The sequence below is a fragment of the Citrobacter sp. L55 genome (genome assembly GCF_002850715.1).
Classification (GTDB): Bacteria; Pseudomonadota; Gammaproteobacteria; order Enterobacterales; family Enterobacteriaceae; genus Citrobacter; species Citrobacter braakii.
In genome coordinates this window covers 450,016-473,470 of record NZ_KZ559401.1, presented here as the reverse complement: position 1 = coordinate 473,470, position 23,455 = coordinate 450,016, and the positions used below count along the sequence as shown (strand labels likewise).

General features: G+C 52.3%; 21 protein-coding genes and 1 pseudogene. 13 read left to right on the top strand and 9 right to left on the bottom strand.

What is annotated here, in order from left to right; all coding sequences use genetic code 11:
- The first annotated feature begins 41 nt into the window (after positions 1-41).
- The 4 genes from B9P82_RS09705 to ftsP all read left to right on the top strand — a co-directional run bounded on the left by B9P82_RS09705 (position 42) and on the right by ftsP (position 5,231).
- Positions 42-437, top strand: a complete 396-nt coding sequence (locus B9P82_RS09705) for a YgiW/YdeI family stress tolerance OB fold protein (protein ID WP_016154511.1) — start codon at positions 42-44, stop codon at positions 435-437.
- A gap of 118 nt (positions 438-555) precedes the next feature.
- Entirely contained in the window at positions 556-2,814 is a 2,259-nt protein-coding gene (gene parC, locus B9P82_RS09700) for a DNA topoisomerase IV subunit A (protein WP_016157479.1), read from the top strand.
- A 195-nt stretch (positions 2,815-3,009) separates the two neighbouring features.
- A complete protein-coding gene (gene plsC / locus B9P82_RS09695; RefSeq protein ID WP_016154509.1) occupies positions 3,010-3,747 on the top strand; it encodes a 1-acylglycerol-3-phosphate O-acyltransferase in 738 nt (245 codons plus the stop codon).
- Between the two features lie 71 nt (positions 3,748-3,818).
- Entirely contained in the window at positions 3,819-5,231 is a 1,413-nt protein-coding gene (gene ftsP / locus B9P82_RS09690; RefSeq protein WP_046276172.1) for a cell division protein FtsP, read from the top strand.
- Positions 5,232-5,247: 16 nt separating this feature from the next.
- Here ftsP and B9P82_RS09685 read toward each other — a convergent pair whose 3' ends face one another.
- Positions 5,248-6,723, bottom strand: a complete 1,476-nt coding sequence (locus B9P82_RS09685) for a TrkH family potassium uptake protein (protein WP_016157477.1) — start codon at positions 6,721-6,723, stop codon at positions 5,248-5,250.
- A 199-nt stretch (positions 6,724-6,922) separates the two neighbouring features.
- Here B9P82_RS09685 and B9P82_RS09680 point away from each other — a divergent pair, with 199 nt between their 5' ends.
- Positions 6,923-9,094, top strand: coding sequence for a YgiQ family radical SAM protein (locus B9P82_RS09680; protein ID WP_003024532.1), 2,172 nt, complete (start codon positions 6,923-6,925; stop codon positions 9,092-9,094).
- 85 nt (positions 9,095-9,179) lie between these two features.
- Here the strand turns inward: B9P82_RS09680 and B9P82_RS09675 are convergent.
- The 3 genes and pseudogenes from B9P82_RS09675 to yqhD form a co-directional block, all read right to left on the bottom strand.
- Positions 9,180-9,317: pseudogene (locus B9P82_RS09675) on the bottom strand (hypothetical protein); the annotation flags it as partial.
- A gap of 91 nt (positions 9,318-9,408) precedes the next feature.
- A complete protein-coding gene (gene dkgA / locus B9P82_RS09670; protein ID WP_016154506.1) occupies positions 9,409-10,236 on the bottom strand; it encodes a 2,5-didehydrogluconate reductase DkgA in 828 nt (275 codons plus the stop codon).
- Between the two features lie 306 nt (positions 10,237-10,542).
- On the bottom strand, positions 10,543-11,706 hold the full coding sequence (gene yqhD / locus B9P82_RS09660) for an alcohol dehydrogenase (RefSeq protein WP_003838168.1): 1,164 nt from the start codon (positions 11,704-11,706) through the stop codon (positions 10,543-10,545).
- 194 nt (positions 11,707-11,900) lie between these two features.
- On the opposite strand from yqhD, the gene B9P82_RS09655 reads away from it, so the two are divergent.
- Positions 11,901-12,800, top strand: a complete 900-nt coding sequence (locus B9P82_RS09655) for an AraC family transcriptional regulator (RefSeq protein ID WP_029139662.1) — start codon at positions 11,901-11,903, stop codon at positions 12,798-12,800.
- Between the two features lie 77 nt (positions 12,801-12,877).
- On the opposite strand, the gene yghB is transcribed toward B9P82_RS09655, so the two are convergent.
- Entirely contained in the window at positions 12,878-13,537 is a 660-nt protein-coding gene (yghB, locus tag B9P82_RS09650) for a DedA family general envelope maintenance protein YghB (protein ID WP_016154504.1), read from the bottom strand.
- A 131-nt stretch (positions 13,538-13,668) separates the two neighbouring features.
- Positions 13,669-14,796 (bottom strand): cystathionine beta-lyase, encoded by a 1,128-nt coding sequence (gene metC, locus B9P82_RS09645; RefSeq protein WP_101700282.1) that lies wholly within the window; start codon positions 14,794-14,796, stop codon positions 13,669-13,671.
- A gap of 309 nt (positions 14,797-15,105) precedes the next feature.
- Between metC and exbB the strand changes: the two genes are divergently transcribed.
- Both exbB and exbD read left to right on the top strand, forming a co-directional pair.
- Complete coding sequence (gene exbB / locus B9P82_RS09635; RefSeq protein WP_016154502.1) at positions 15,106-15,840, top strand: tol-pal system-associated acyl-CoA thioesterase; 735 nt, start codon at positions 15,106-15,108, stop codon at positions 15,838-15,840.
- Positions 15,841-15,846: 6 nt separating this feature from the next.
- Positions 15,847-16,272, top strand: a complete 426-nt coding sequence (exbD, locus tag B9P82_RS09630; RefSeq protein WP_016154501.1) for a TonB system transport protein ExbD — start codon at positions 15,847-15,849, stop codon at positions 16,270-16,272.
- 71 nt (positions 16,273-16,343) lie between these two features.
- On the opposite strand, the gene B9P82_RS09625 is transcribed toward exbD, so the two are convergent.
- Both B9P82_RS09625 and B9P82_RS09620 read right to left on the bottom strand, forming a co-directional pair.
- Positions 16,344-16,751: a cytoplasmic protein gene (locus tag B9P82_RS09625; protein ID WP_101700281.1), complete on the bottom strand. Its 408-nt coding sequence runs from the start codon at positions 16,749-16,751 to the stop codon at positions 16,344-16,346.
- Position 16,752: 1 nt separating this feature from the next.
- Complete coding sequence (locus B9P82_RS09620; protein ID WP_101700280.1) at positions 16,753-17,157, bottom strand: hypothetical protein; 405 nt, start codon at positions 17,155-17,157, stop codon at positions 16,753-16,755.
- 104 nt (positions 17,158-17,261) lie between these two features.
- Here B9P82_RS09620 and B9P82_RS09615 point away from each other — a divergent pair, with 104 nt between their 5' ends.
- Complete coding sequence (locus B9P82_RS09615) at positions 17,262-17,765, top strand: ESA_00282 family adhesion-associated protein (protein ID WP_016154498.1); 504 nt, start codon at positions 17,262-17,264, stop codon at positions 17,763-17,765.
- A gap of 68 nt (positions 17,766-17,833) precedes the next feature.
- Here B9P82_RS09615 and B9P82_RS09610 read toward each other — a convergent pair whose 3' ends face one another.
- On the bottom strand, positions 17,834-18,874 hold the full coding sequence (locus B9P82_RS09610; protein ID WP_101700279.1) for an aldo/keto reductase: 1,041 nt from the start codon (positions 18,872-18,874) through the stop codon (positions 17,834-17,836).
- Positions 18,875-19,029: 155 nt separating this feature from the next.
- Between B9P82_RS09610 and yghX the strand changes: the two genes are divergently transcribed.
- The 4 genes from yghX to hybO all read left to right on the top strand — a co-directional run bounded on the left by yghX (position 19,030) and on the right by hybO (position 23,453).
- A complete protein-coding gene (gene yghX / locus B9P82_RS09605) occupies positions 19,030-19,917 on the top strand; it encodes a YghX family hydrolase (protein WP_049268743.1) in 888 nt (295 codons plus the stop codon).
- A 214-nt stretch (positions 19,918-20,131) separates the two neighbouring features.
- Complete coding sequence (locus B9P82_RS09600; protein WP_101700278.1) at positions 20,132-21,772, top strand: methyl-accepting chemotaxis protein; 1,641 nt, start codon at positions 20,132-20,134, stop codon at positions 21,770-21,772.
- 85 nt (positions 21,773-21,857) lie between these two features.
- The gene (locus tag B9P82_RS09595) at positions 21,858-22,145 is read left to right on the top strand and encodes a DUF2623 family protein (protein WP_047358639.1); all 288 of its coding nucleotides are present in this window, start codon (positions 21,858-21,860) and stop codon (positions 22,143-22,145) included.
- A 189-nt stretch (positions 22,146-22,334) separates the two neighbouring features.
- A complete protein-coding gene (gene hybO / locus B9P82_RS09590) occupies positions 22,335-23,453 on the top strand; it encodes a hydrogenase 2 small subunit (protein WP_016154493.1) in 1,119 nt (372 codons plus the stop codon).
- Positions 23,454-23,455: the final 2 nt, after the last annotated feature.

Here is a 23,455-nt window from a genome sequence, read left to right as displayed (position 1 = left end):
TATTTAATAGTCGTAAACCAAAATGAAAGGGAGACATGACGATGAAAAAATTAGCTGCAATGGTTGCCGTAATGGCACTGTGTTCCGCACCTGTTCTGGCAGCGCAGCAGGGCGGTTTCTCTGGACCGACAACCACCACGCAAAGCCAAAATGGCGGATTTGTCGGCCCGAATGGTAGCAGCGCGACGGTAGAAAGCGCCAAATCACTGCGTGATGACACTTGGGTTACCCTGCGTGGGAACATCGTTGAGCGTATTTCCGACGATCTGTATGTGTTTAAAGATGCGACCGGCACAGTGAATGTGGATATCGACCACAAGCGCTGGAACGGCGTAACCGTCACACCGCAGGATGTGGTTGAAATCCAGGGGGAAGTGGATAAAGACTGGAACTCCGTTGAAATCGACGTGAAACAGATTACCAAAGTTGCCAAATAATCCCCATCAGGGCCGCACTCGTGGCCCTTTTCTTTGTGACTCAACACGCCAGATAGGGTAGTATCTGCGGCAATATTGCCCTTCAATAGAGGGGTACAAAGTTGAGGAACCACGATTAATGAGCGATATGGCAGAGCGCCTGGCGCTGCATGAATTCACGGAAACCGCCTATCTGAACTACTCCATGTACGTCATCATGGACAGGGCGTTGCCGTTTATTGGCGATGGTTTGAAACCCGTTCAGCGTCGCATCGTGTACGCGATGTCCGAACTGGGGCTGAATGCCAGCGCCAAATTTAAAAAATCCGCCCGTACCGTCGGTGACGTACTGGGTAAATACCACCCACACGGCGACAGCGCTTGTTATGAAGCGATGGTGCTGATGGCGCAGCCGTTCTCTTACCGCTATCCGCTGGTCGACGGGCAGGGGAACTGGGGGGCGCCGGACGATCCGAAATCTTTCGCGGCGATGCGTTATACCGAATCCCGTCTGTCTAAATATGCGGAAGTTCTGCTGGGTGAACTCGGCCAGGGAACGTCGGACTGGGTGCCAAACTTCGACGGCACCATGCAGGAGCCGAAGATGCTGCCTGCGCGTCTGCCAAATATTCTGTTGAACGGCACGACCGGTATTGCCGTTGGTATGGCGACGGACATTCCGCCACACAACCTGCGTGAAGTGGCGAAAGCGGCGATTACCCTGATTGAGCAACCGAAAACAACGCTGGATCAGTTGCTGGACATCGTGCAGGGGCCGGATTACCCGACCGAAGCGGAGATCATTACCTCGCGGGCGGAGATTCGTAAGATTTACGAAAACGGACGTGGCTCCGTACGTATGCGCGCGGTATGGACGAAAGAAGACGGCGCGGTGGTGATTTCCGCACTGCCGCATCAGGTTTCCGGGGCAAAAGTGCTGGAGCAGATCGCCGCTCAAATGCGCAATAAAAAGCTGCCGATGGTAGACGACCTGCGCGACGAATCGGATCACGAAAACCCGACCCGTCTGGTGATTGTCCCGCGCTCCAATCGTGTGGATATGGAGCAAGTGATGAACCATCTGTTTGCCACCACCGATCTGGAAAAAAGCTACCGCATCAATCTGAATATGATCGGTCTTGATGGTCGTCCGGCGGTGAAAAATCTGCTGGAGATCCTCACCGAATGGCTGGCGTTTCGCCGCGATACCGTACGTCGTCGCCTGAACTATCGTCTGGAAAAAGTGCTTAAACGCCTGCATATCCTTGAAGGTTTGCTGGTGGCGTTCCTCAACATTGACGAAGTGATCGAAATTATTCGTCATGAGGATGAACCTAAGCCCGAGCTGATGTCGCGGTTTGGCATTTCTGAAACCCAGGCTGAAGCCATTCTTGAGCTGAAATTGCGCCACCTTGCCAAACTCGAAGAGATGAAAATCCGCGGCGAGCAGGATGAGCTGGCGAAAGAGCGCGATCAGCTGCAAGGCATTCTGGCTTCCGAGCGTAAAATGAGTAACCTGCTGAAGAAAGAGCTGCAGGCTGATGCCGAGGCCTATGGCGACGAACGCCGCTCTCCGCTGCAGGAACGTGAAGAAGCGAAGGCGATGAGCGAGCACGACATGCTGCCGTCAGAGCCAGTGACCATTGTGCTGTCCCAGAGTGGTTGGGTGCGTAGCGCGAAAGGCCACGACATTGATGCGCCGGGATTAAGCTATAAAGCGGGCGACAGCTTTAAGTCTGCGGTGAAGGGTAAGAGCAACCAGCCAGTGGTGTTCGTGGACTCGACCGGACGCAGCTACGCCATCGACCCGATTACGCTGCCGTCGGCGCGTGGACAGGGTGAACCGCTGACCGGGAAGCTCACGCTGCCGCCGGGCGCGACGGTTGAGCACATGCTGATGGAAGGCGACGATCAGAAACTGCTGATGGCATCCGATGCGGGTTACGGTTTTGTCTGCACCTTCAACGACCTGGTAGCTCGTAACCGTGCTGGTAAGGCATTGATTACGCTGCCAGAAAATTCGCGCGTTATGCCGCCGGTTGTGATTGAAGATGAAACCGATATGCTGCTGGCAATCACCCAGGCCGGTCGCATGTTGATGTTCCCGGTAAGCGATTTGCCGCAATTGTCAAAAGGCAAAGGGAACAAGATTATCAATATCCCTTCAGCGGAAGCGGCGAAAGGTGAAGATGGCCTGGCGCAGCTCTACGTGCTGCCGCCACAAAGCACGCTGACTATCCACGTCGGTAAGCGCAAAATTAAACTGCGTCCTGAAGAGTTGCAGAAAGTGACCGGCGAGCGTGGCCGTCGCGGTACGCTAATGCGTGGTCTGCAGCGTATCGATCGCATTGACATTGACTCGCCTCGACGCGCCAGTCACGGCGACAGCGAAGAATAACGCTACCGTCCGGCTCTCCCTGTTTTAGCCCGGGGAGAGCCAACGTTAAAAATTCCCGTGAAACCGTTGTTTATTCGTGCGTTGCGATTAACAATACGCTTTTCCAGAGAGCCGCCCTTAACAAAGCCCTAACCTGATACTGCGTGATGAATCAGGTGACGTAAAATGCCAGGCTCTTAGGCCTCAGAGGTTGTTATGCTATATATTTTTCGTTTAATCATTACTGTTATTTACTGCGTTCTGGTCTGTATTTTCGGTTGCATATACTGTCTGTTCAGCCCACGAAATCCAAAACACGTCGCAACGTTCGGTCATATGTTTGGCCGCCTGGCTCCCCTTTATGGCCTGAAGGTTGAGTGCCGCATGCCGGCAGACGCGCAGAACTATGGTAATGCTATCTATATTTGTAATCATCAGAACAACTATGACATGGTTACCGCTGCGAATATCGTTCAGCCGCCGACGGTGACAGTAGGCAAAAAAAGCCTGTTGTGGATCCCATTCTTCGGGCTGCTGTACTGGTTAACCGGCAACCTGCTGATTGACAGAAACAACCGTACCAAAGCGCACAGCACCATTGCGGCGGTGGTGAATCATTTCAAAAAACGTCGTATTTCTATCTGGATGTTCCCGGAAGGAACGCGCAGCCGTGGTCGCGGTCTGCTGCCGTTTAAAACCGGCGCGTTTCATGCGGCGATTGCGGCGGGTGTCCCGGTTATTCCGGTGTGCGTTTCAACCACCTCGAATAAGATAAAACTCAACCGACTCAATAATGGTCTGGCGATTGTAGAGATGTTGCCGCCGGTAGATATTAGCCACTTTGGGAAAGATCAGGTTCGTGAACTGGCAGCGCATTGCCGTACGCTGATGGAACAAAAAATCGCAGAACTCGATAAAGAAGTTGCTGAGCGGGAAGCCGCCGGTAAGGTTTAATCCGCGCAATTCGGGTTTGTTACAGGAAAAGATTTCCTGCGTGTTAATCGCCAGTTTTTCATGGAGTTTATATGTCATTCAGTCGGCGTCAGTTCATTCAGGCATCGGGGATCGCACTGTGTGCAGGTGCTGTTCCGCTGAAGGCTAATGCTGCCGGTCAGCAACAACCGTTACCCGTACCTCCGCTGCTGGAGTCCCGTCGGGGGCAGCCGTTATTTATGACGCTGCAACGCGCCCACTGGTCCTTCACGCAAGGCACGCGCGCACCTGTCTGGGGGATTAACGGTCGCTACCTGGGACCGACGATCCGCGTCTGGAAAGGGGATGACGTCAAGCTTATCTACAGCAACCGTCTGACTGAAAATGTCTCGATGACTGTCGCTGGATTACAGGTGCCAGGCCCGCTGATGGGCGGCCCGGCGCGCATGATGTCCCCTAATGCAGACTGGGCACCAGTGCTGCCGATTCGTCAGAATGCCGCTACGCTGTGGTATCACGCCAATACGCCAAATCGTACTGCCCAGCAGGTTTATAACGGTCTTGCCGGAATGTGGCTGATTGAAGATGAAGTGAGTAAATCACTGTCTATTCCCAACCACTACGGCGTGGATGATTTTCCGATCATTATCCAGGACAAGCGTCTGGACAACTTTGGTACGCCGGAATATAGCGAACCCGGCAGCGGTGGTTTTGTCGGTGATACGCTGCTGGTCAACGGGGCGCAAAGCCCGTATGTCGAAGTCTCTCGCGGCTGGGTGCGTTTGCGTTTGCTGAACGCTTCAAACTCGCGTCGTTACCAGTTGCAAATGAGCGATGGCCGCGCGCTGCATGTGATTTCCAGCGATCAGGGATTTTTACCTGCGCCCGTTTCGGTGAAGCAGCTCTCGCTGGCGCCTGGCGAGCGCCGTGAGATCCTGGTGGATATGACTAACGGAAATGAGGTCTCTATCACCTGTGGTGAGGCGGCCAGCATTGTCGACAGGATCCGCGGATTCTTTGAGCCTTCCAGTATTCTCATCTCCACGCTGGTATTGACGCTGCGCCCGACCGGTCTCCTGCCGCTGGTGACCGACAGTCTGCCAATGCGCCTGCTGCCAACGGAAATCCTCAGTGGTTCACCGATTCGCAGCCGTGATATCAGTCTGGATGACGATCCCGGCATCAACGGTCAGCTGTGGGACGTCAACCGCATGGATATTACCGCTCAGCAGGGCTCCTGGGAGCGCTGGACGGTACGAGCGGATATGCCTCAGTCTTTCCATATCGAAGGCGTCTCGTTCCTGATCCGTAATGTGAATGGCGCAATGCCGTTCCCGGAAGACCGGGGCTGGAAAGATACCGTCTGGGTCGACGGCCAGGTTGAATTACTGGTCTACTACGGACAACCTTCTTGGGCTCATTTCCCGTTCTACTTTAACAGTCAGACGCTGGAAATGGCGGATCGTGGTTCGATCGGACAGATATTGGTGAACCCGGCGCCGTAATGCGCCGGAGTTTCCGTTACGCCCGCCAGAACATGCGCGAGAACAGGATCAGTATGGGGTAAATCTCCAGACGCCCCATGATCATGGCCGCGCACATCAGAAGTTTTGCCTCCTCGTTTAAGGTGCCAAACGTCGTTGCGGTGATGCCAAATCCCAGCCCCATGTTATTGATGCAGGCGGCAACGGTGGCGAAAGAGGAGAAGAGATCGTAGCCCATCAGATTGAGCGCCCAGATAAAAAAGCTGGTAAATAAAACGTAGAGAAAGAAAAAGCTCCATACCGAACGCACTACTCGGTCGCTTACCACGTTATTGCCCACTTTGATATTCAGCAGGGCGCGAGGATGCGCGAGCTGGTGTAACTCCTGACGGCATTGCTTGAACATAATCAAAAAACGCAGCACCTTAATCCCCCCGCAGGTCGAGCCGACACAACCGCCGAAGAAACTGGCGCTGAGCAGCATGAATATCGTGTGCGAAGGCCACTGCGCATAATCCGCCGTCGACAGGCCATTATCTGTCAGCATGGAGCTGGCCAGAAAAAAGGCATGCACCAGGCTGTCCGTTATCCCGTACATACCCGCCCGCCAGACCTGCCAGGTGGCGATCAGGGTGACAACCAGCGCAATAAGCAGAAAGAAACGCAGCTCGGCATTACGACGAAAGGGCTTAAAGGTACGTTTCACAATAGCTACGTACCAGAGAGTGAAGTTAAACGCAGACAGCAGTGAAAACAGTCCGGCGACTAACTCAATAGCGTGGCTGTTATAAAAGCCGATGCTCTCACTACGGGTGGAAAATCCGCCGAGAGAGACCGTCGACAGCCCGTGGCATAAGGCATCGAAAAACGACATCCCGGCAACCCAGTAGGCCAGAGTACAAATAAGGCCGAGAATGACGTAGGTCAGCCACAGCGTACGAGCGGTATCAGCAAGCCTTGGCGTGAGGCGTTCTTCTTTAAAGGGACCTGGCATTTCAGACTGATACAGCTTCATACCACCAATACCCAGCAGGGGTAATACCGCCACGGCAAGGACAATAACCCCCAGGCCGCCAATAAAATTGAGCTGAGCCCGATAGTACAGATACGATTTCGGCAAGGCGCTGACGTCGTCAATCACCGTAGCGCCAGTGGTGGTTATCCCGGAAACCCCTTCGAACAGGGCATCGGCAAAGGAGAGATTTAAGCCATCGTCCATCCACATCGGCATGGCGCTGATAAACGAAAACAGCAGCCAGAACAGGACGATGATGACAAAGCCATCCCGGGTTCGTAGTTGAATTCCTGCATGTTTGGTTGCCAGCCACGCTCCACCGCCGAGGGTAAAGAACGTCATAAATGTGCTGAAAAAAGCGAAAAAGCTCCGCTCTTTATTTAACAGAGCAATGGTCATCGGCGGCAGCATGGAGAAGCTGTAGAGAAGAACCAGAAATCCGCACAGGTGAACAACTACCCGTAACTGGGAAATATGCAGTGAATCGTTGAGTCGCAATGAAAAATCCCCCGCCGAAAAAGAGTTATCTCAGCTGGCCGGCATGGTGTTAATTATGAATGATAAAAATGGGCGTCGTAAAATTTAACAATTTAAATCACTTTCTACTTGTCTGACTCAGACTCCACTTCATTTCTTGCTGACATACAGCGTATAATCCCCGGCCTTTGATTATTTTTTTACCATTTTTGGAAGCACTATGAGCGCAATATCCCTGATCCAGCCGGACAGAGACCTTTTCTCCTGGCCGCAGTACTGGGCTGCCTGTTTTGGCCCGGCACCATTTTTGCCGATGTCACGCGACGAAATGGACCAACTTGGCTGGGATAGCTGCGACATCATTCTGGTTACCGGCGATGCATACGTCGATCATCCCAGCTTTGGCATGGCAATTTGCGGCCGTATGCTGGAAGCGCAGGGCTTTCGTGTTGGGATTATCGCCCAGCCGGAGTGGAACAACAAAGACGATTTTATGCGTTTGGGTAAACCGAACCTGTTCTTTGGTGTAACCGCAGGCAACATGGATTCGATGATCAACCGTTATACCGCCGATCGCCGACTGCGCCATGACGATGCTTATACGCCAGACAACGTGGCGGGCAAACGCCCGGACCGCGCGACGCTGGTCTATACCCAGCGCTGTAAGGAAGCATGGAAAGATGTGCCGGTTATTCTCGGCGGTATTGAGGCCAGCCTGCGCCGTACCGCGCACTACGACTACTGGTCTGATACCGTTCGTCGCTCCGTGCTGGTGGATTCAAAAGCCGACATGCTGATGTTCGGTAACGGCGAACGTCCGCTGGTGGAAGTGGCGCATCGTCTGGCGATGGGTGAAACTATCGATCAGATCCGCGACGTGCGTAACACCGCGATTATGGTTAAAGAAGCGCTGCCGGGCTGGAGTGGGGTGGATTCCACGCGTCTCGACACGCCGGGCAAAATTGACCCGATCCCGCATCCGTACGGCGAGGATTTGCCGTGTGCCGACAACAAACCTGTCGCACCGAAAAAGCAGGAAGCGAAAGCGGTAACCGTACAGCCGCCGCGCCCGAAACCGTGGGAAAAAACCTACGTGCTGCTGCCGTCCTTCGAAAAAGTGAAGGGCGATAAAGTGCTGTATGCACATGCGTCGCGTATCCTGCACCACGAAACCAACCCAGGCTGTGCGCGCGCGCTGATGCAAAAGCATGGCGATCGCTACATCTGGATCAACCCGCCAGCCATTCCGCTCTCTACCGAAGAAATGGACAGCGTCTTTGCGCTGCCGTACAAGCGCGTGCCGCATCCGGCGTATGGCGACAGCCGCATTCCGGCCTACGAGATGATCCGTTTCTCGATCAACATTATGCGTGGCTGTTTTGGCGGCTGCTCGTTCTGTTCGATCACCGAGCACGAAGGCCGCATCATCCAGAGCCGCTCTGAAGACTCGATCATCAATGAAATCGAAGCTATTCGCGACACCGTTCCGGGCTTTACCGGCGTGATTTCCGATCTCGGCGGCCCAACGGCGAACATGTATATGCTGCGCTGTAAGTCACCGCGTGCGGAGCAAACCTGCCGTCGTTTGTCATGCGTCTACCCGGATATTTGTCCGCATATGGATACTAACCACGAGCCGACGATTAACCTCTATCGCCGTGCGCGTGATTTGAAAGGCATTAAAAAGATCCTTATCGCTTCAGGTGTGCGCTATGACATCGCGGTTGAAGATCCGCGCTATATCAAAGAGCTGGCTACCCACCACGTGGGCGGCTATCTGAAGATTGCGCCAGAGCATACTGAAGAAGGCCCGCTGTCGAAGATGATGAAGCCGGGGATGGGCAGCTACGATCGCTTTAAGGAATTGTTCGACACCTACTCTAAACAGGCCGGTAAAGAGCAGTACCTGATCCCATACTTTATTTCTGCGCATCCTGGGACGCGTGACGAGGATATGGTGAATCTGGCGCTGTGGCTGAAGCAACGTCGTTTCCGTCTGGATCAGGTGCAGAACTTCTATCCATCACCATTGGCGAACTCCACAACCATGTATTACACCGGGAAAAACCCGCTGGGTAAAATTGGTTACAAGAGTGAAGACGTGGTGGTGCCGAAAGGTGATAAACAGCGTCGTCTGCATAAAGCGCTGCTGCGTTACCATGATCCAGCCAACTGGCCGTTAATCCGCCAGGCGCTGGAAGATATGGGTAAAAAGCATCTGATCGGTGGTCGTCGCGAATGTCTGGTTCCGGCGCCTACGCTGGAAGAGATGCGCGAAGCGCGTCGCCAGAACCGTCATACCCGTCCGGCGTTGACCAAGCACACGCCTGTGGCGCATCAGCGCCAGACGCCTGCCGCGAACAAAAAACGTGGGAAAGTAGCAGGGCGCTAATCTGTCTTGCCCGGGAGTGAAATGTTTACCGGGCCTGAAAGACCGTCGGCCGGATAAGGTGCCATCTGGCAGAAGTGCTCAGTAATTATGCCTCACGAATTCTGGCCGCTAATGCGGCCAGTTTTGCATCATCCGCCCGTTCACGATCGTGTGACGACAGATATCCTTCATACTGCTCGAAAAATTGGTTCTGCTGCGATTCAATCGGCCCCCAGTGGGGCAGAACGCATGGGACTCAATTAGCTGTGCACGTGGTCTACGTCGAAATTCAAATCAGTAAAGGCCCGACGAGAGGTCGGGCAGGAGAGAAGGGGTTAACCGCCGAACTGGTCCGGGTCTGGTCCCAGACGTTTGCCCTGATCGAGCTTTGCGATTTCGCCTAATTCATCTTTATCCAGGCGGAAGTCCCAGACGTTAAAGTTTTCTGCGATACGCGCAGGGGTGACTGATTTCGGAATAACCACCAGGCCGCTATCCAGATGCCAGCGGATGACAATCTGCGCCGGTGATTTGCCATATTTCTCCGCGAGATCGCGGATGATCTTTTGATCAAAGACGTCTTTGCCGCCCTGCGCCAGCGGGCTCCAGGATTCGGTCTGGATTTTATGCGTTGCGTTCCAGGCGTGCAGTTGGCGCTGTTGCATAAGCGGGTGAAGTTCTATCTGGTTAATCACCGGTGGTACGCCGGTTTCATCCATCAGTCGCTGGAGATGATTGATCTGAAAGTTACACACGCCGATGCTCTTAATCAGCCCTTCTTTTTGCAGATCGATCATGCTTTCCCACGCTTCAACGTAGTGGTCGATCGCCGGAACTGGCCAGTGCATCAGATAAAGATCAAGGTAATCGAGCTGGAGTTTCTCCATGCTTTCGAGCAAGGCTTCCCGAGGGCGTTTCTGGTCATCATTCCATAGCTTGGTGGTGATGAATAACTCTTCCCGCGGTACGCCCGCATCGCGTATTGCTTTGCCGACACCTTCTTCGTTTTTGTACGCCGCAGCGGTATCAATTGAGCGATACCCCACTTCCAGCGCTTTATGAATGGCAGTGATGACCTCTTCGTTACTTGCCTTCCAGACCCCCAGGCCCAGCTGTGGCATGACGTTACCATCCTGTAGTTTAATAATGGTTGGACCGGTCATAATTCCTCCCCTGAATTGAGTTTACCGAGGCAAGCCCCGGTAAGTTAGGTGTGACTTAAGTCTGGCCTATCCTCGTCATACTTCAAGCTGCATATGCGTTGGCTTTATTACGCGGCCCATCCATGAGCCTCGCCCTTTCAGGTCCGCTGCAAGCAGCGTTCAAATCTGCTCCCGGCAGGTTTGTCGTTTCACCCCCAGTCACTGACTTATGTAAGCTCCTGGGGATTCTCTCCTTTGCTGCCTTTATGCAACTCGAAATATTTAGAATATAAATACCCAAAAATGAAAGGCGGAGGTGAAAAAACCTTAGCGGGCAGCTTCGTAAATCCGACGGCTGACCTCGAGCGTAATGTCCTGATGTTCGCCCAGTTTCGTACCGCCGTGCGCTTGCAGTTTTTCCAGTAGCGCTGGGATGGAGCTACCGTCCAGGCCGTAGTCAGACAGACGAGTCGGTACGCCCATTTGTTCGAAGAAAGCGCGGGTTGCGGCAATAGCGGCGTCGATGCGTTGGTCATCGGAACCTTCGGTGATATTCCAGATACGCTCTGCGTATTGCAGCAGTTTGGCACGTTTGGTATCGCGTTTTTCATTCCACAGCGCTGGCAGAACGATAGCCAATGTTTGAGCATGATCCAGACCGTGCATTGCGGTCAGTTCGTGGCCCAGCATATGCGTTGCCCAGTCTTGTGGTACGCCTGCGCCAATCAGACCGTTCAGCGCCTGGGTTGCCGCCCACATAACGTTCGCACGCACGTTGTAATTTTCCGGCTCCTGCAATGCTTTCGGGCCTTCTTCTACCAGCGTAAGCAGAATACCTTCAGCAAAGCGATCCTGAATTTTCCCGTCTACCGGATAAGTCACATACTGCTCAACGGTATGTACGAAGGCATCTACGACGCCGTTCGCAACCTGACGCGGCGGCAGGGTATAGGTATAAACCGGATCCAGCACGGCGAATACCGGCTGCACAAATGGGGTCATAAAGGCCAGCTTATCGCCGGTGGTTTTACGCGAAATGACCGCGCCGGAGTTAGATTCAGAGCCGGTTGCTGGCAGGGTTAATACGGAGCCCATCGGGATAGCGCTTGTTACGTCGTTGCCGTGGGTTTCCAGAATGCGCCATGGATCGATGCCGTCAGCGTATTGTGCCGCAGCCGCGATGAATTTCGTGCCATCCAGCACCGAACCGCCGCCTACCGCCAGCAGGAACGTCACTTTCTCATCACGCACGATTTTTACCGCGTTCATCAGCGTTTCATAAGACGGGTTCGGCTCAATACCGCCAAACTCCAGCACGTCCAGGCCTTTCAGCGCATCCTGAACCTGTGCCAGGACACCGGTTTTTTTCACGCTACCGCCGCCATAGGTAACCAATACGCGAGCATCCTGAGGGATTTGATCGCGCAGCTCAGCAATCGCACCTTTACCAAACAGAATGCGGGTTGGGGTATGGAGATTAAAGTTGTTCATTGCTCGTTCCCTTATGTGGGTAAAAAAAGAGGGCAGGAGAGTGTCTGCCGGATGATGAACATTGTGGTCGTCAGCCGCGCTGCTCTCAATGCTCATTTCTGCCGATGTCTTGCCCATTTCTACAGACTGCTGGAGAAAACGGATAAATCTGCGCATTATGTCAGGGTTGCAAACCGATGATGAAATGGTGCTCTATGAACCGTGATGAGATCTGCCTCCTGCTGACAGATAAAATTAAGCAGCTGAAAAACAATGAAAATAAACTCAGCGAACTGCTGCCAGATGTCCGCCTGCTGCACGGCACTGAGCCGGCAGCGCGTACACCGGTAATGTATCAGCCAGGAATCATATTTCTCTTTTCGGGACATAAAATTGGTTATATCAATGAACGTGTATTTCGTTATGACGCCAACGAATACCTGTTGCTAACCGTACCGTTACCCTTTGAATGTGAAACGTATGCAACGCCGGAGGTTCCCCTGGCCGGTATCTACCTGAATGTCGATATTCTGCAATTGCAGGAGCTGTTGATGGACATTGGGGAAGATGAGCTGTTCCAGCCCGCCATGGCGGCCAGCGGGATCAACTCCGCGACGCTTTCTGACGAAATACTGTGCGCCGCTGAGCGCCTGCTGGATGTGATGGAGCGACCGCTGGATGCGCGTATTCTGGGGAAACAGATTATTCGCGAGATCCTCTACCATGTGCTGACCGGGCCGCGCGGCGGCGCATTACTGGCGCTGGTCAGTCGCCAGACGCATTTCAGTTTGATAAGCCGTGTGCTAAAGCGCATTGAAACCAAATACACCGAAAATCTCAATGTCGAACAGCTGGCGGCAGAAGCGAACATGAGCGTGTCGGCGTTTCATCATAATTTTAAAGCGGTGACCAGCACGTCGCCGCTGCAATACCTGAAGAGCTATCGTCTGCATAAAGCACGGATGATGATGATCCACGACGGGATGAAGGCCAGTGCGGCTGCCATGCGCGTCGGCTATGAGAGCGCATCGCAATTCAGTCGGGAATTCAAACGTTTCTTTGGCGTAACGCCGGGGGAGGATGCGGCCAGAATTCGAATGATGCAGGGGAGTTAAACTTGCTCAGCGCTGGCCTGATAAGCGAAACGTCATCAGGCGAAAATGCCGGGGGAACCCCGGCCTACGGTTAATACTCAGGCGCTACAGTATTTTTTTTTAATCACGACAAACAGGGTTCCCAACAGACCCGCGGTTAACAGGGCAATCGGCAGGATCATTAAAAAGGTCATCACCTGATCTTCATGGCGTTTGACGAACGGGATCATGCTCAGCGCATAGCCAAAGCCGGTGACGACGGTGACCCACAGCAGACCGCTCAGCCAGTTAAAAAACTGGAACCGACGGTTTGGCAGGCCCGAAATTCCCGCCATTGTTGGCAGCAAGGTACGAACGAATGCCAGGAAACGCCCCGCCAGCAGTGCCATCAGCCCGTGTTGGTCAAACATGCAGGTAGCGCGCTGATGATATTTATCAGGTAATTGCGCCAGCCAGCCTTTTACCGTCCGCGTGTTGCCCAGCCAGCGTCCCTGAATGTAGCTCAGCCAGCAACCCAGACTGGCTGCGGCAGTCAGAATAGCTATGGTAGGTATAAAACTCATCACGTCCTGAGCGATCAGCGCCCCTGCCAGCAATAACAGGCTGTCTCCGGGTAAAAAGGAGGCAGGCAGCAGGCCATTTTCTAAAAACAGTGTGGCGAACATTACGAAGTACACCACGCTCACAACGTGCGGATCCGCCAACGCGGCAAAATCGTGTTGCCAAAGCGCGGAGACAATATCTTGAATGACTACCATGGACTTTCCTGTGGAACAGCGTTTATGTGTGGATTGTACTCCTGAATTGTCCGGGATGCCTTGATCCCGGACGCAACAATTGCAGACTTTTCCACCAGAAGTGTCTGCATATATGTCCATCTATGGCAATTTTACTCGATTCGGGCAAATCCTGCGGCCAAATCGGCAATCAGATCGTCAACATTCTCTAAACCGATATGCAAACGGATGAGCGTTCCACTGAAGTCCACCTCGCCTTGGGGACGGATTGCCGCAATATGTTCCGGCTGATTAGCGAGAATCAGCGACTCAAAACCGCCCCAGGAGTAGGCCATGCTGAACAGGCTGAAGTGGTCCAGATACGCGGCCAGCTCTTCATGATTTAGTTTCTTATTCAATACAAATGAGAACAGTCCGCTGCTGCCGGTGAAATCACGCTTCCAGAATTCGTGGCCTTTACTGCCGGGCAGCGCGGGGTGGTTCACGCGGGCGACCTGCGGATGGCTGGCCAGCCACTCGGCGACCTTTAAGCTGCTTTCATGATGTTGGCGCAGGCGAACGCTTAGCGTACGCAGTCCGCGGCTGGTCATATAGGCGGTATCGGCGTCCAGCATTTGCCCCATCAGATAGGCATTTTCGCGCAGTTGATCCCAGCAACGGGCATTAGCTACCGCAGTGCCGACCATGGCGTCGGAATGGCCAATCAGATATTTGGTGCCAGCCTGAATAGAAATATCGATGCCAAAATCCAGCGCTTTGAACAGCACCCCGGCAGCCCAGGTGTTATCAATTATGATGATCGCATCCGGCGCGACGCTTCTGACGGCGGCAACAATAGCAGGAACATCATGTACTTCCATGGTGACAGAGCCGGGAGATTCCAGAAATACGACTTTAGTGTTCGGCTGTATGTGCTTCACAATATCGGCACCAACCAGCGGATCGAACCATCCGGTGGACACGCCGAGTTTGCCGAGAATTTTGGTGCAGAAATCCTGGCTGGGTTCATAGGCGGTGTTGGTCATCAGCACATGATCCCCTTGTTCCACAAAGGCGAGGATGGTGTTGGCAACGGCCGCCGCGCCGCAGGGGAACAACGCGCAACCCGCGCCGCCTTCCAGTTCACACATTGCCTCCTGCAGGGAAAAATGCGTCAGGGTTCCGCGACGTCCATAGAAAAGCGCACCGTTAGCACGGTTGTGCGTAGCCTGCTTTTTGGCCTCTACGGTGTCAAACACTAGCGAAGAAGCGCGCTGGATCACGCTATTTACCGCGCCCAGCGTGTACTTTTTACTGCGTCCTGCGTGAACGAGTTTGGTTTCAAGTTGTTATCTGCCATGTCGTCTTACCTGTTTTTATACGTCTGGATGTCTAAACTACCATGAATCAAAGATGACGCATCCTGCAGAACGGTCATACAGTAGAAAATAATCTCAAAATGCTTCTGGTGACTTTTTTACTGCGTAAGCGCAAGGAAAAGAAACCAAAGGTGCGGCAATATGTAAATAGTAATGAGAACGACTATCAATTCGACGTCGTTTTGATATCATTACGCTCAGATTTTGTGATTTGCGTCCTGGAGATACAGAGTGGGTAATAATTTGATGCAGACGGATCTTTCCGTCTGGGGTATGTATCAGCACGCCGATATCGTGGTTAAGTGCGTGATGATTGGGCTGATTTTGGCATCAGTGGTCACCTGGGCTATCTTCTTTAGTAAGAGCCTTGAGTTCTTTACTCAGAAACGCCGCCTTAAGCGTGAACAGCAACTGCTGGCGGACGCCCGCTCTTTAGACCAGGCAAATGAGATTGCTGCAGGATTTGATGGCAAAAGCCTGGGCGCACAGTTGATTTACGAAGCGCAGAACGAACTGGAATTGTCAGAAGGCAGCGACGACAACGAAGGTATTAAAGAGCGTACCGGCTTTCGTCTGGAGCGTCGTGTGGCGGCGGTAGGTCGTCATATGGGACGTGGTAACGGCTACCTGGCCACCATCGGGGCTATCTCTCCATTTGTGGGTCTGTTCGGTACCGTATGGGGCATCATGAATAGCTTCATCGGGATTGCACAAACCCAAACGACCAACCTGGCCGTTGTTGCGCCGGGTATCGCAGAAGCACTGTTAGCGACGGCGATCGGTCTGGTCGCGGCAATTCCTGCGGTCGTTATCTACAACATTTTCGCACGTCAGATTGGCAGCTATAAAGCGATGCTGGGCGATGTCGCGGCACAGGTACTGTTGCTGCAAAGTCGCGATCTGGACCTGAACGCTAGCGCTTCTGCCCATCCGGTACGTGCAGCGCAGAAATTACGTGTAGGATAATGTTCCATGGCAATGAGCTTTAATGAAAACCTGGACGATAACGGTGAAATGCATGAAATCAACGTGACGCCGTTTATCGATGTTATGTTGGTTTTATTGATCATCTTTATGGTGGCCGCACCGTTGGCAACGGTGGATGTGAAGGTGAATCTCCCGGCTTCCACCAGCACGCCGCAGCCGCGTCCGGAAAAACCGGTTTACCTGTCTGTTAAAGCCGATAAGAGTATGTTTATTGGCAACAATCAGGTGACGGATGACACCATGATTAGCGAATTAAATACGCTGACCGATGGGAAGAAAGACACCACGATTTTCTTCCGTGCGGATAAAACCGTCGATTATGAAACCATGATGAAAGTTATGGATACGCTGCATCAGGCGGGTTTCCTGAAGATTGGTCTGGTCGGTGAAGAGACCGTGAAAGCGAAGTAATCCTGATTGCCGGGTAATGGTTGTTGCCTTACCCGGCCTTCCTCTCCTGATTTAACTCTCCCCAGACGCCCTTATCTGTCCTCATCCAGTGCGACTGCCGTTATCCTGGTGGGTTCGTAGTTCCCTTCAGACAGTTTACGCGTCAGGCGTAAGGTGGCTGTTTCTCGCTTGAGTATATGCTGGTATGTGCTCTCCAGCCGGGCCATGATTTTGTCCCGTAGTTCTGGTTGCTGCTCCATAATGGCTTCAATCGCGGCGCCATAGATCTCTTCTTTAGCCTGTAGCGCATAAATTTCGCGACGATTTTGCCATTTCAGCCGCACCAGCGCGGCGGGAATAGAGACCATCTCCTGGGCAACGCTTTCCAACGTCGCATTTTTATTGGCAATCAATACGGCCAAATTTTGCTTTAAGACAAACTCATCGCTTTTATGGTCATCTAAAGCCAAATAAACATTATTATCCTCAACATCTTTCATTTTATTTCTCTTCCAGAGAATAAAAAATAGGATCGCTGGTCTCACGCGTAATTAAATTAAGCCAAATTTTATTGCCCTGTTCATTTACGCTGGCTGTTTTTGTCGATAAAATTTTACTTAATTCTTGAGCGTTAATGTCGCCTTCCGCTTGTAGTGAATTGAGCAGGCGAGTGAAGGACTCAATTTTTGCGGCACGAAACAGGCGCTCTTTTAAATGGCGATCGCACTCTTCAAATAACATATTGCGCGCCTGGCCGTTAGCTGTAGAGTTAATCAAAATATCGGGTTCATAATCACTTAATGTTCTCTTTCCCTGAGTCAAATTTTCACTATTATCTGCGGGACGGGTATTAGTAGATGAGCTGGATAAGTGAAAACGCGAGGGAACAAGATGCTCGGGAAGCATGTTGAAATATCCTTTGATGCCAATGATATGTTGTTCTAAATAAACCAGGCTGCGTTGACAATAGCATGGCGTAATTTTAAAATCAAAAAAAATGGAGCCAGTATATGAACAGTATATTTTATTCTGTTATTACCCTGCTATTGCTTACCTGCGGGGTACTTTTGTTGATGCGCAGTGCAAATAAGAACCGATATGCAGAAAATGGGCACTCTGAAAACCAGCCGGAAATGCTGAGTAAAGAAGAGGGGGAAGACCATTTTTCGGTACTGATGAATTCGATTACCCCAGTATGGTATTGGCGCGTTAATCACGAATATATCGATTTTATCCACTCAACGATCAAGCGGATGACAATGGTGGAGCTAAATGAGACGCCAGGGCTATTTGATGCACAGCGGCGTTGTAGCGATCTCAACTCTGCGGTGTATAAATATTACGACAATATAAAAAAGCGCTGTCTGAGCGGTGAGAAAGTCCCGCATGCCGATCTGGATGTGCTTAACTTACGCCAGTGCTTCAGGGAGTTCAGTCTGGAGGCTTATCCTGCGCTTGTCGCGCTGGTGTGGCCGGAATTTCAACGTCCAGAGATCAAAGCGGAAGAGGTGTGAAGGGATTGGCTGGCCCTGTTACGTGCCGGGGAGGCTAACGCCGCTTCCCGGCACAGAGTTACAAACGGCTATTTGTCAGATGAGGCCTGCCACAGGTTCAGTTTACCATCCGTGACATGCTTATCGATCTGCGCCAGTTCTTCGGCGCTGAACGTCAGGTTAGCCAACGCCTGAACGTTCTCCTCCAGTTGCTCCGGTCGGCTGGCGCCAATTAATACCGACGTCACCCGGTTGTCTTTTAGCAGCCAGCTTAAGGCCATTTGCGCCATCGACTGTCCGCGCTGTTGCGCCATCTCATTGAGCAAACGCAGGCTGTTAAGGTTTTCTTCCGTCAGCATATTTTCCGTCAGCCCACGAACTTTTTTCCCTTCACGCTGCATGCGTGAACCTTCCGGAATGCCGTTGAGGTATTTCCCCGTCAGCAGCCCCTGGGCCAGCGGCGTAAATGCGATGCAGCCCATGCCGTTGGATTCCAGCGTATCCAGCAGACCGCTGCTGTCTACCCAACGGTTAAGCAGGTTGTAAGAAGGCTGGTGGATCAGCAGCGGAATTTTCCATTCCCGCATCAGCTCGGCCATTTTCTGCGTACGCTCCGGGGAATAGGATGAGATGCCGACATACAGCGCTTTACCGCTTTGCACCGCATGGGCCAGCGCTGAGGCGGTCTCTTCCATTGGCGTATTTTCGTCAACGCGGTGCGAGTAGAAGATATCGACATAGTCGAGGCCCATGCGTTTCAGGCTCTGGTCGAGGCTGGCGAGCAGGTATTTGCGCGAACCGCCAGAACCGTATGGCCCTGGCCACATGTCATAGCCTGCCTTGGTGGAGATGATCAGTTCATCACGATAGTGTGCAAAATCCTCGCGCAGTAATCGGCCAAAATTCTCTTCTGCGCTGCCCGGAGGCGGCCCGTAGTTATTGGCTAAATCAAAATGCGTGATGCCTAAATCAAATGCTTTACGCAGCAGAGCGCGCTGTGAGTCCAGCGCCTGAACGTGCCCAAAACTGTGCCACAAACCCAGTGATAGCGCGGGTAAACGTAAACCGCTGCGCCCGCAGTAGCGATAGAGCATCTGCTCGTAACGTTCAGGATTGGCAAACCAGTCCATGAGATCTCCTTAGTGCAGGTGAATTTCGAAACAACGTTTCTATTCTAGCGGGTTCATGGTGAATATCCCGTTCACCAGGTCACACTGGAATGAAAAACTGGGCAAAAACAGACCACTGTGCTTTGCTTAAAAAAACATCGATCCGGAGTGCTGCCATGTCGCGTCTAACTGCCAAAGACTTTCCGCAAGAATTGCTCGACTACTATGACTATTACGCTCATGGCAAAATAACGAAACGCGAGTTTCTCAATCTTGCTGCGAAATATGCAGTCGGTGGTATGACGGCGCTGGCTTTATTCAATGTATTGAAACCCAATTATGCCCTCGCAACGCAGGTGGAGTTCACCGATCCTGATATCCTGGCGGAATACATGACTTATCCTTCACCTGAAGGGCATGGTGATGTGCGTGGGTATCTGGTTAAACCTGCGAAAGCGACGGGGAAAGTTCCGGCGGTAGTGGTGGTGCATGAGAATCGTGGGCTGAATCCGTATATTGAGGATGTGGCACGGCGGGTGGCGAAGGCGGGCTATATTGCACTCGCGCCTGATGGATTAAGTTCAGTAGGGGGCTATCCTGGCAATGATGATAAAGGTCGGGAGTTGCAGCAGCAGGTTGACCCGGTAAAGCTGATGAACGACTTCTTTGCCGCCATTGAATTTATGCAGCGTTATTCAGGCGCGACGGGAAAGGTGGGTATCACCGGATTTTGCTACGGTGGCGGCGTATCGAATGCCGCAGCCGTTGCTTTTCCTGAACTGGCCTGCGCAGTGCCTTTTTATGGGCGTCAGGTTCCTGCATCAGATGTCCCTAAAATAAAAGCGCCTTTATTACTGCACTATGCGCAATTAGATACCCGAATTAATGAGGGATGGCCTGCCTATGAAGCGGCGCTCAAAGCCAATAAGAAAGTCTATGAGGCATATATCTATCCCGGCGTTAATCATGGTTTTCATAATGACTCGACACCGCGTTATGATAATGCTGCCGCTGATTTGGCCTGGGAGCGTACTCTTGCATGGTTTAACAAATATTTACGATAGAAAACAAGGGATTATTTAATGCTTCAGGTTAATTATCTGAATAATAATGCTAGCTAATTTCATTAGCATTCATGTTGATATAGTGTAAATAATATTGGATATACTTAAGAAAGTAAAAAAATAAAGAATGCATTATATCTTCTCTGTTGCCTGCCGATAACAAGGATAAGTATCGCCTGATGGCGAATTCCTCATCAACGGCAAGGAAATTATTATGCGTTTGCTGAAAAACTTCACTATTCGTATTGTCATGTTGGCAATACTGGGACTTTTTTGCCTGCTCTGGTCGGGCGTGGGTTTATTCAGTCTTCATTCTTTATCAAAAATATCTGAAGGCAATGATATTGACCGTCATCTTGTCCATCAGATGACGGTGCTCAGTCAGGGGAACGATCAGTATTTTCGCTTCGTAACGCGCTTAAGTCGCGCCATGGATGTCAAAATGAGTGGCGGAACGCCTGATTTTGCACCAGCGCAGCAGTCCCTGGAGAATATGAGCAAAAAACTCCAGGAGATGAAAACGTTGTCTCCGGGGCCTATGGATCCGGACGTTGCCGCGGCGGTACTGACGAAGTGGCAGGCGCTGTTGGATAACGGGGTGATTCCGCAAATGCAACTGGCGCAGCAGGGCACGCTTACGGCCTTTGCGGAGCATGCCAGCACCGTTACGCCAGCGCTGAGCCGTGAATTTGGCGCCAGTGCCGAACGTTTTAACGCCACGGCAGGTGAGCGGCTTGATACCACGCGCGTCATGGTCGATGGCAAAACGTCTATCATCCGGACGCTAATTATTACCGCCGTGATCCTCGGTATTGCTCTCCTGTTCTTCACAGACCGTTACCTCGTCGCCATGATGGTGAAACCCCTGGGACGTATCCGCCAGCAGTTCCAGCAGATTGCTCAGGGCGATCTCAGCCATCCAATCGAAGATTTTGGCCGTAACTGCGTGGGCCAACTGGTGCCGTTATTGTGCGCGATGCAGGACAGCCTGCGCGAAGCCGTCAGTACAATTCGCTCAGGTAGTGACAACATCTGGCGAGGGGCTACGGAAATTTCCACCGGCAATAATGATCTCTCATCGCGTACTGAGGAGCAGGCTGCGGCGCTGGAAGAGACCGCTGCCAGCATGGAACAACTGACCGCAACGGTAAAACTGAACGCCGAAAACGCGCGTGAAGCCAGCCAGCTTGCCGATACGGCGACAGAAACGGCAGGTAAAGGGAGCAGCCTGGTTTCAGAAGTGGTTGAGACGATGGACGGCATTGCCGCCAGCTCTAAACAGATCGCGGAAATTACGTCTGTTATTAATAGCATTGCCTTCCAGACCAATATTCTGGCGCTGAACGCGGCAGTTGAAGCTGCCAGAGCAGGTGAGCAGGGGCGTGGTTTTGCCGTTGTTGCCGGTGAGGTGCGTAACCTCGCCAGCCGTAGCGCCGGGGCTGCGAAAGAGATTGAGACGCTGATTGGCGAATCGTCGCGTCGCGTCGATCAGGGCGCTCGACTGGTTAAAGAGACGGGATTAACCATGGAGGCGATTCTGCGCGGAGCCACCGAAGTGACCGTTATCATGAAGCAAATTGCTTCTGCCTCAGAAGAACAGAATAAGGGCATTTCGCAGGTGAGCGTGGCGATCACGCAGATGGACAGCGTAACGCAACAGAACGCCGCGCTGGTAGAGCAAGTTTCCGCCGCAGCTGTGGCGCTTGAACGGCAAACGGAAGAGCTGCAACGCTCGGTACAACAGTTCCGCCTTTCAGCAAACGATGTGCAGTACGCCGCCGCCAGCACCGCTTCCCCTTCAGCAGACATCAAAACGTCTGCAGCCGCTAAAAAGGATGAATGGGTGTCCTTTTAAGCGGGCATAAAAAAGTACGTGATACCTCTGGTCTTTGCTTAAAAAATCGCTATATAATTTATTATATAGCGATTGGAGGTTATGCATGAACAACCATTTTGGAAAAGGCTTGATGGCCGGATTAAACGCGTCAAGTGCGGATAGCGCACGCACGGCGGCCAATTTTTGTGCTGATTATAAACGCGGTTTTGTGCTGGGATTTTCTCATCGAATGTTTGAAAAAACGGGCGATCGACAGCTCAGCGCGTGGGAAGCGGGGATCCTCACGCGTCGCTATGGGCTGGATAAAGAGATGGTTATGGATTTCTTTAAAGAGAACCAGTCCAGTACAACAATTCGTTTTTTCATGGCTGGCTATCGTCTCGAAGCTTGATCCGAAAGGGGTATTATCTTGCTTTAATTAATTACACTATTGACCTACGCCTTCGTTTTGTTGCTCCGCCGAAGTATTATAATGCACATAACCATATAAAAAGTGTGGTAAATGGCGCGCCGATCGCAATATGCAACATGCGAAAGGTGCAAAATAAAAGCCAGGTCTTCGCAACGGAATAACTATAAAATGACTGGAGATAACTCTCTCATCAATTCGAACGGCATCAATCGCCGTGATTTCATGAAGCTTTGTGCAGCACTGGCCGCTACCATGGGGCTCAGTAGCAAAGCCGCCGCAGAAATGGCCGAATCAGTTTCTCGTCCTCAGCGTCCACCGGTTATCTGGATTGGTGCGCAGGAGTGTACGGGTTGTACTGAATCGCTACTTCGCGCGACACACCCTACAGTGGAAAACCTCGTTCTGGAGACAATCTCTCTGGAATACCATGAGGTACTCTCTGCCGCCTTCGGCCACCAGGTCGAAGAGAATAAACATAACGCTCTGGAGAAGTACAAAGGGCAATATGTTTTGGTTGTAGATGGTTCTATCCCACTGAAAGACAATGGTATTTACTGCATGGTTGCCGGTGAGCCGATCGTAGATCACATCCGCCGGGCCGCAGAAGGCGCTGCCGCTATCATTGCCATCGGCTCTTGTGCCGCGTGGGGTGGTGTTGCTGCTGCTGGCGTTAACCCAACGGGTGCCGTCGGCTTGCAGGAAGTTCTGCCAGGCAAAACCATCATCAACATCCCCGGCTGTCCTCCGAACCCGCACAACTTCCTTGCAACGGTCGCGCATATCATCACTTACGGTAAGCCGCCGAAGCTGGATACCAAAAACCGTCCGACATTTGCCTATGGTCGTTTGATTCACGAACACTGCGAACGTCGCCCGCACTTCGATGCAGGTCGTTTTGCTAAAGAGTTTGGCGATGAAGGTCACCGTGAAGGCTGGTGCCTCTACCATCTGGGCTGTAAAGGACCAGAAACCTACGGCAACTGCTCAACGCTGCAATTCTGCGATGTTGGCGGCGTGTGGCCGGTGGCTATCGGTCACCCTTGCTACGGCTGTAACGAAGAAGGTGTCGGTTTCCATAAAGGTATTCACCAGCTTGCTCATGTGGAAAACCAAACACCGCGTTCCGAGAAACCTGACGTCAATATGAAAGAAGGCGGCAATATTTCTGCCGGGGCGATTGGGCTGCTTGGTGGCGTAGTAGGACTGGTTGCCGGTGTCAGCGTGATGGCGGTTCGTGAACTGGGGCGTCAGCAGAAGAAAGATAACGCTGACTCACGGGGAGAATAACC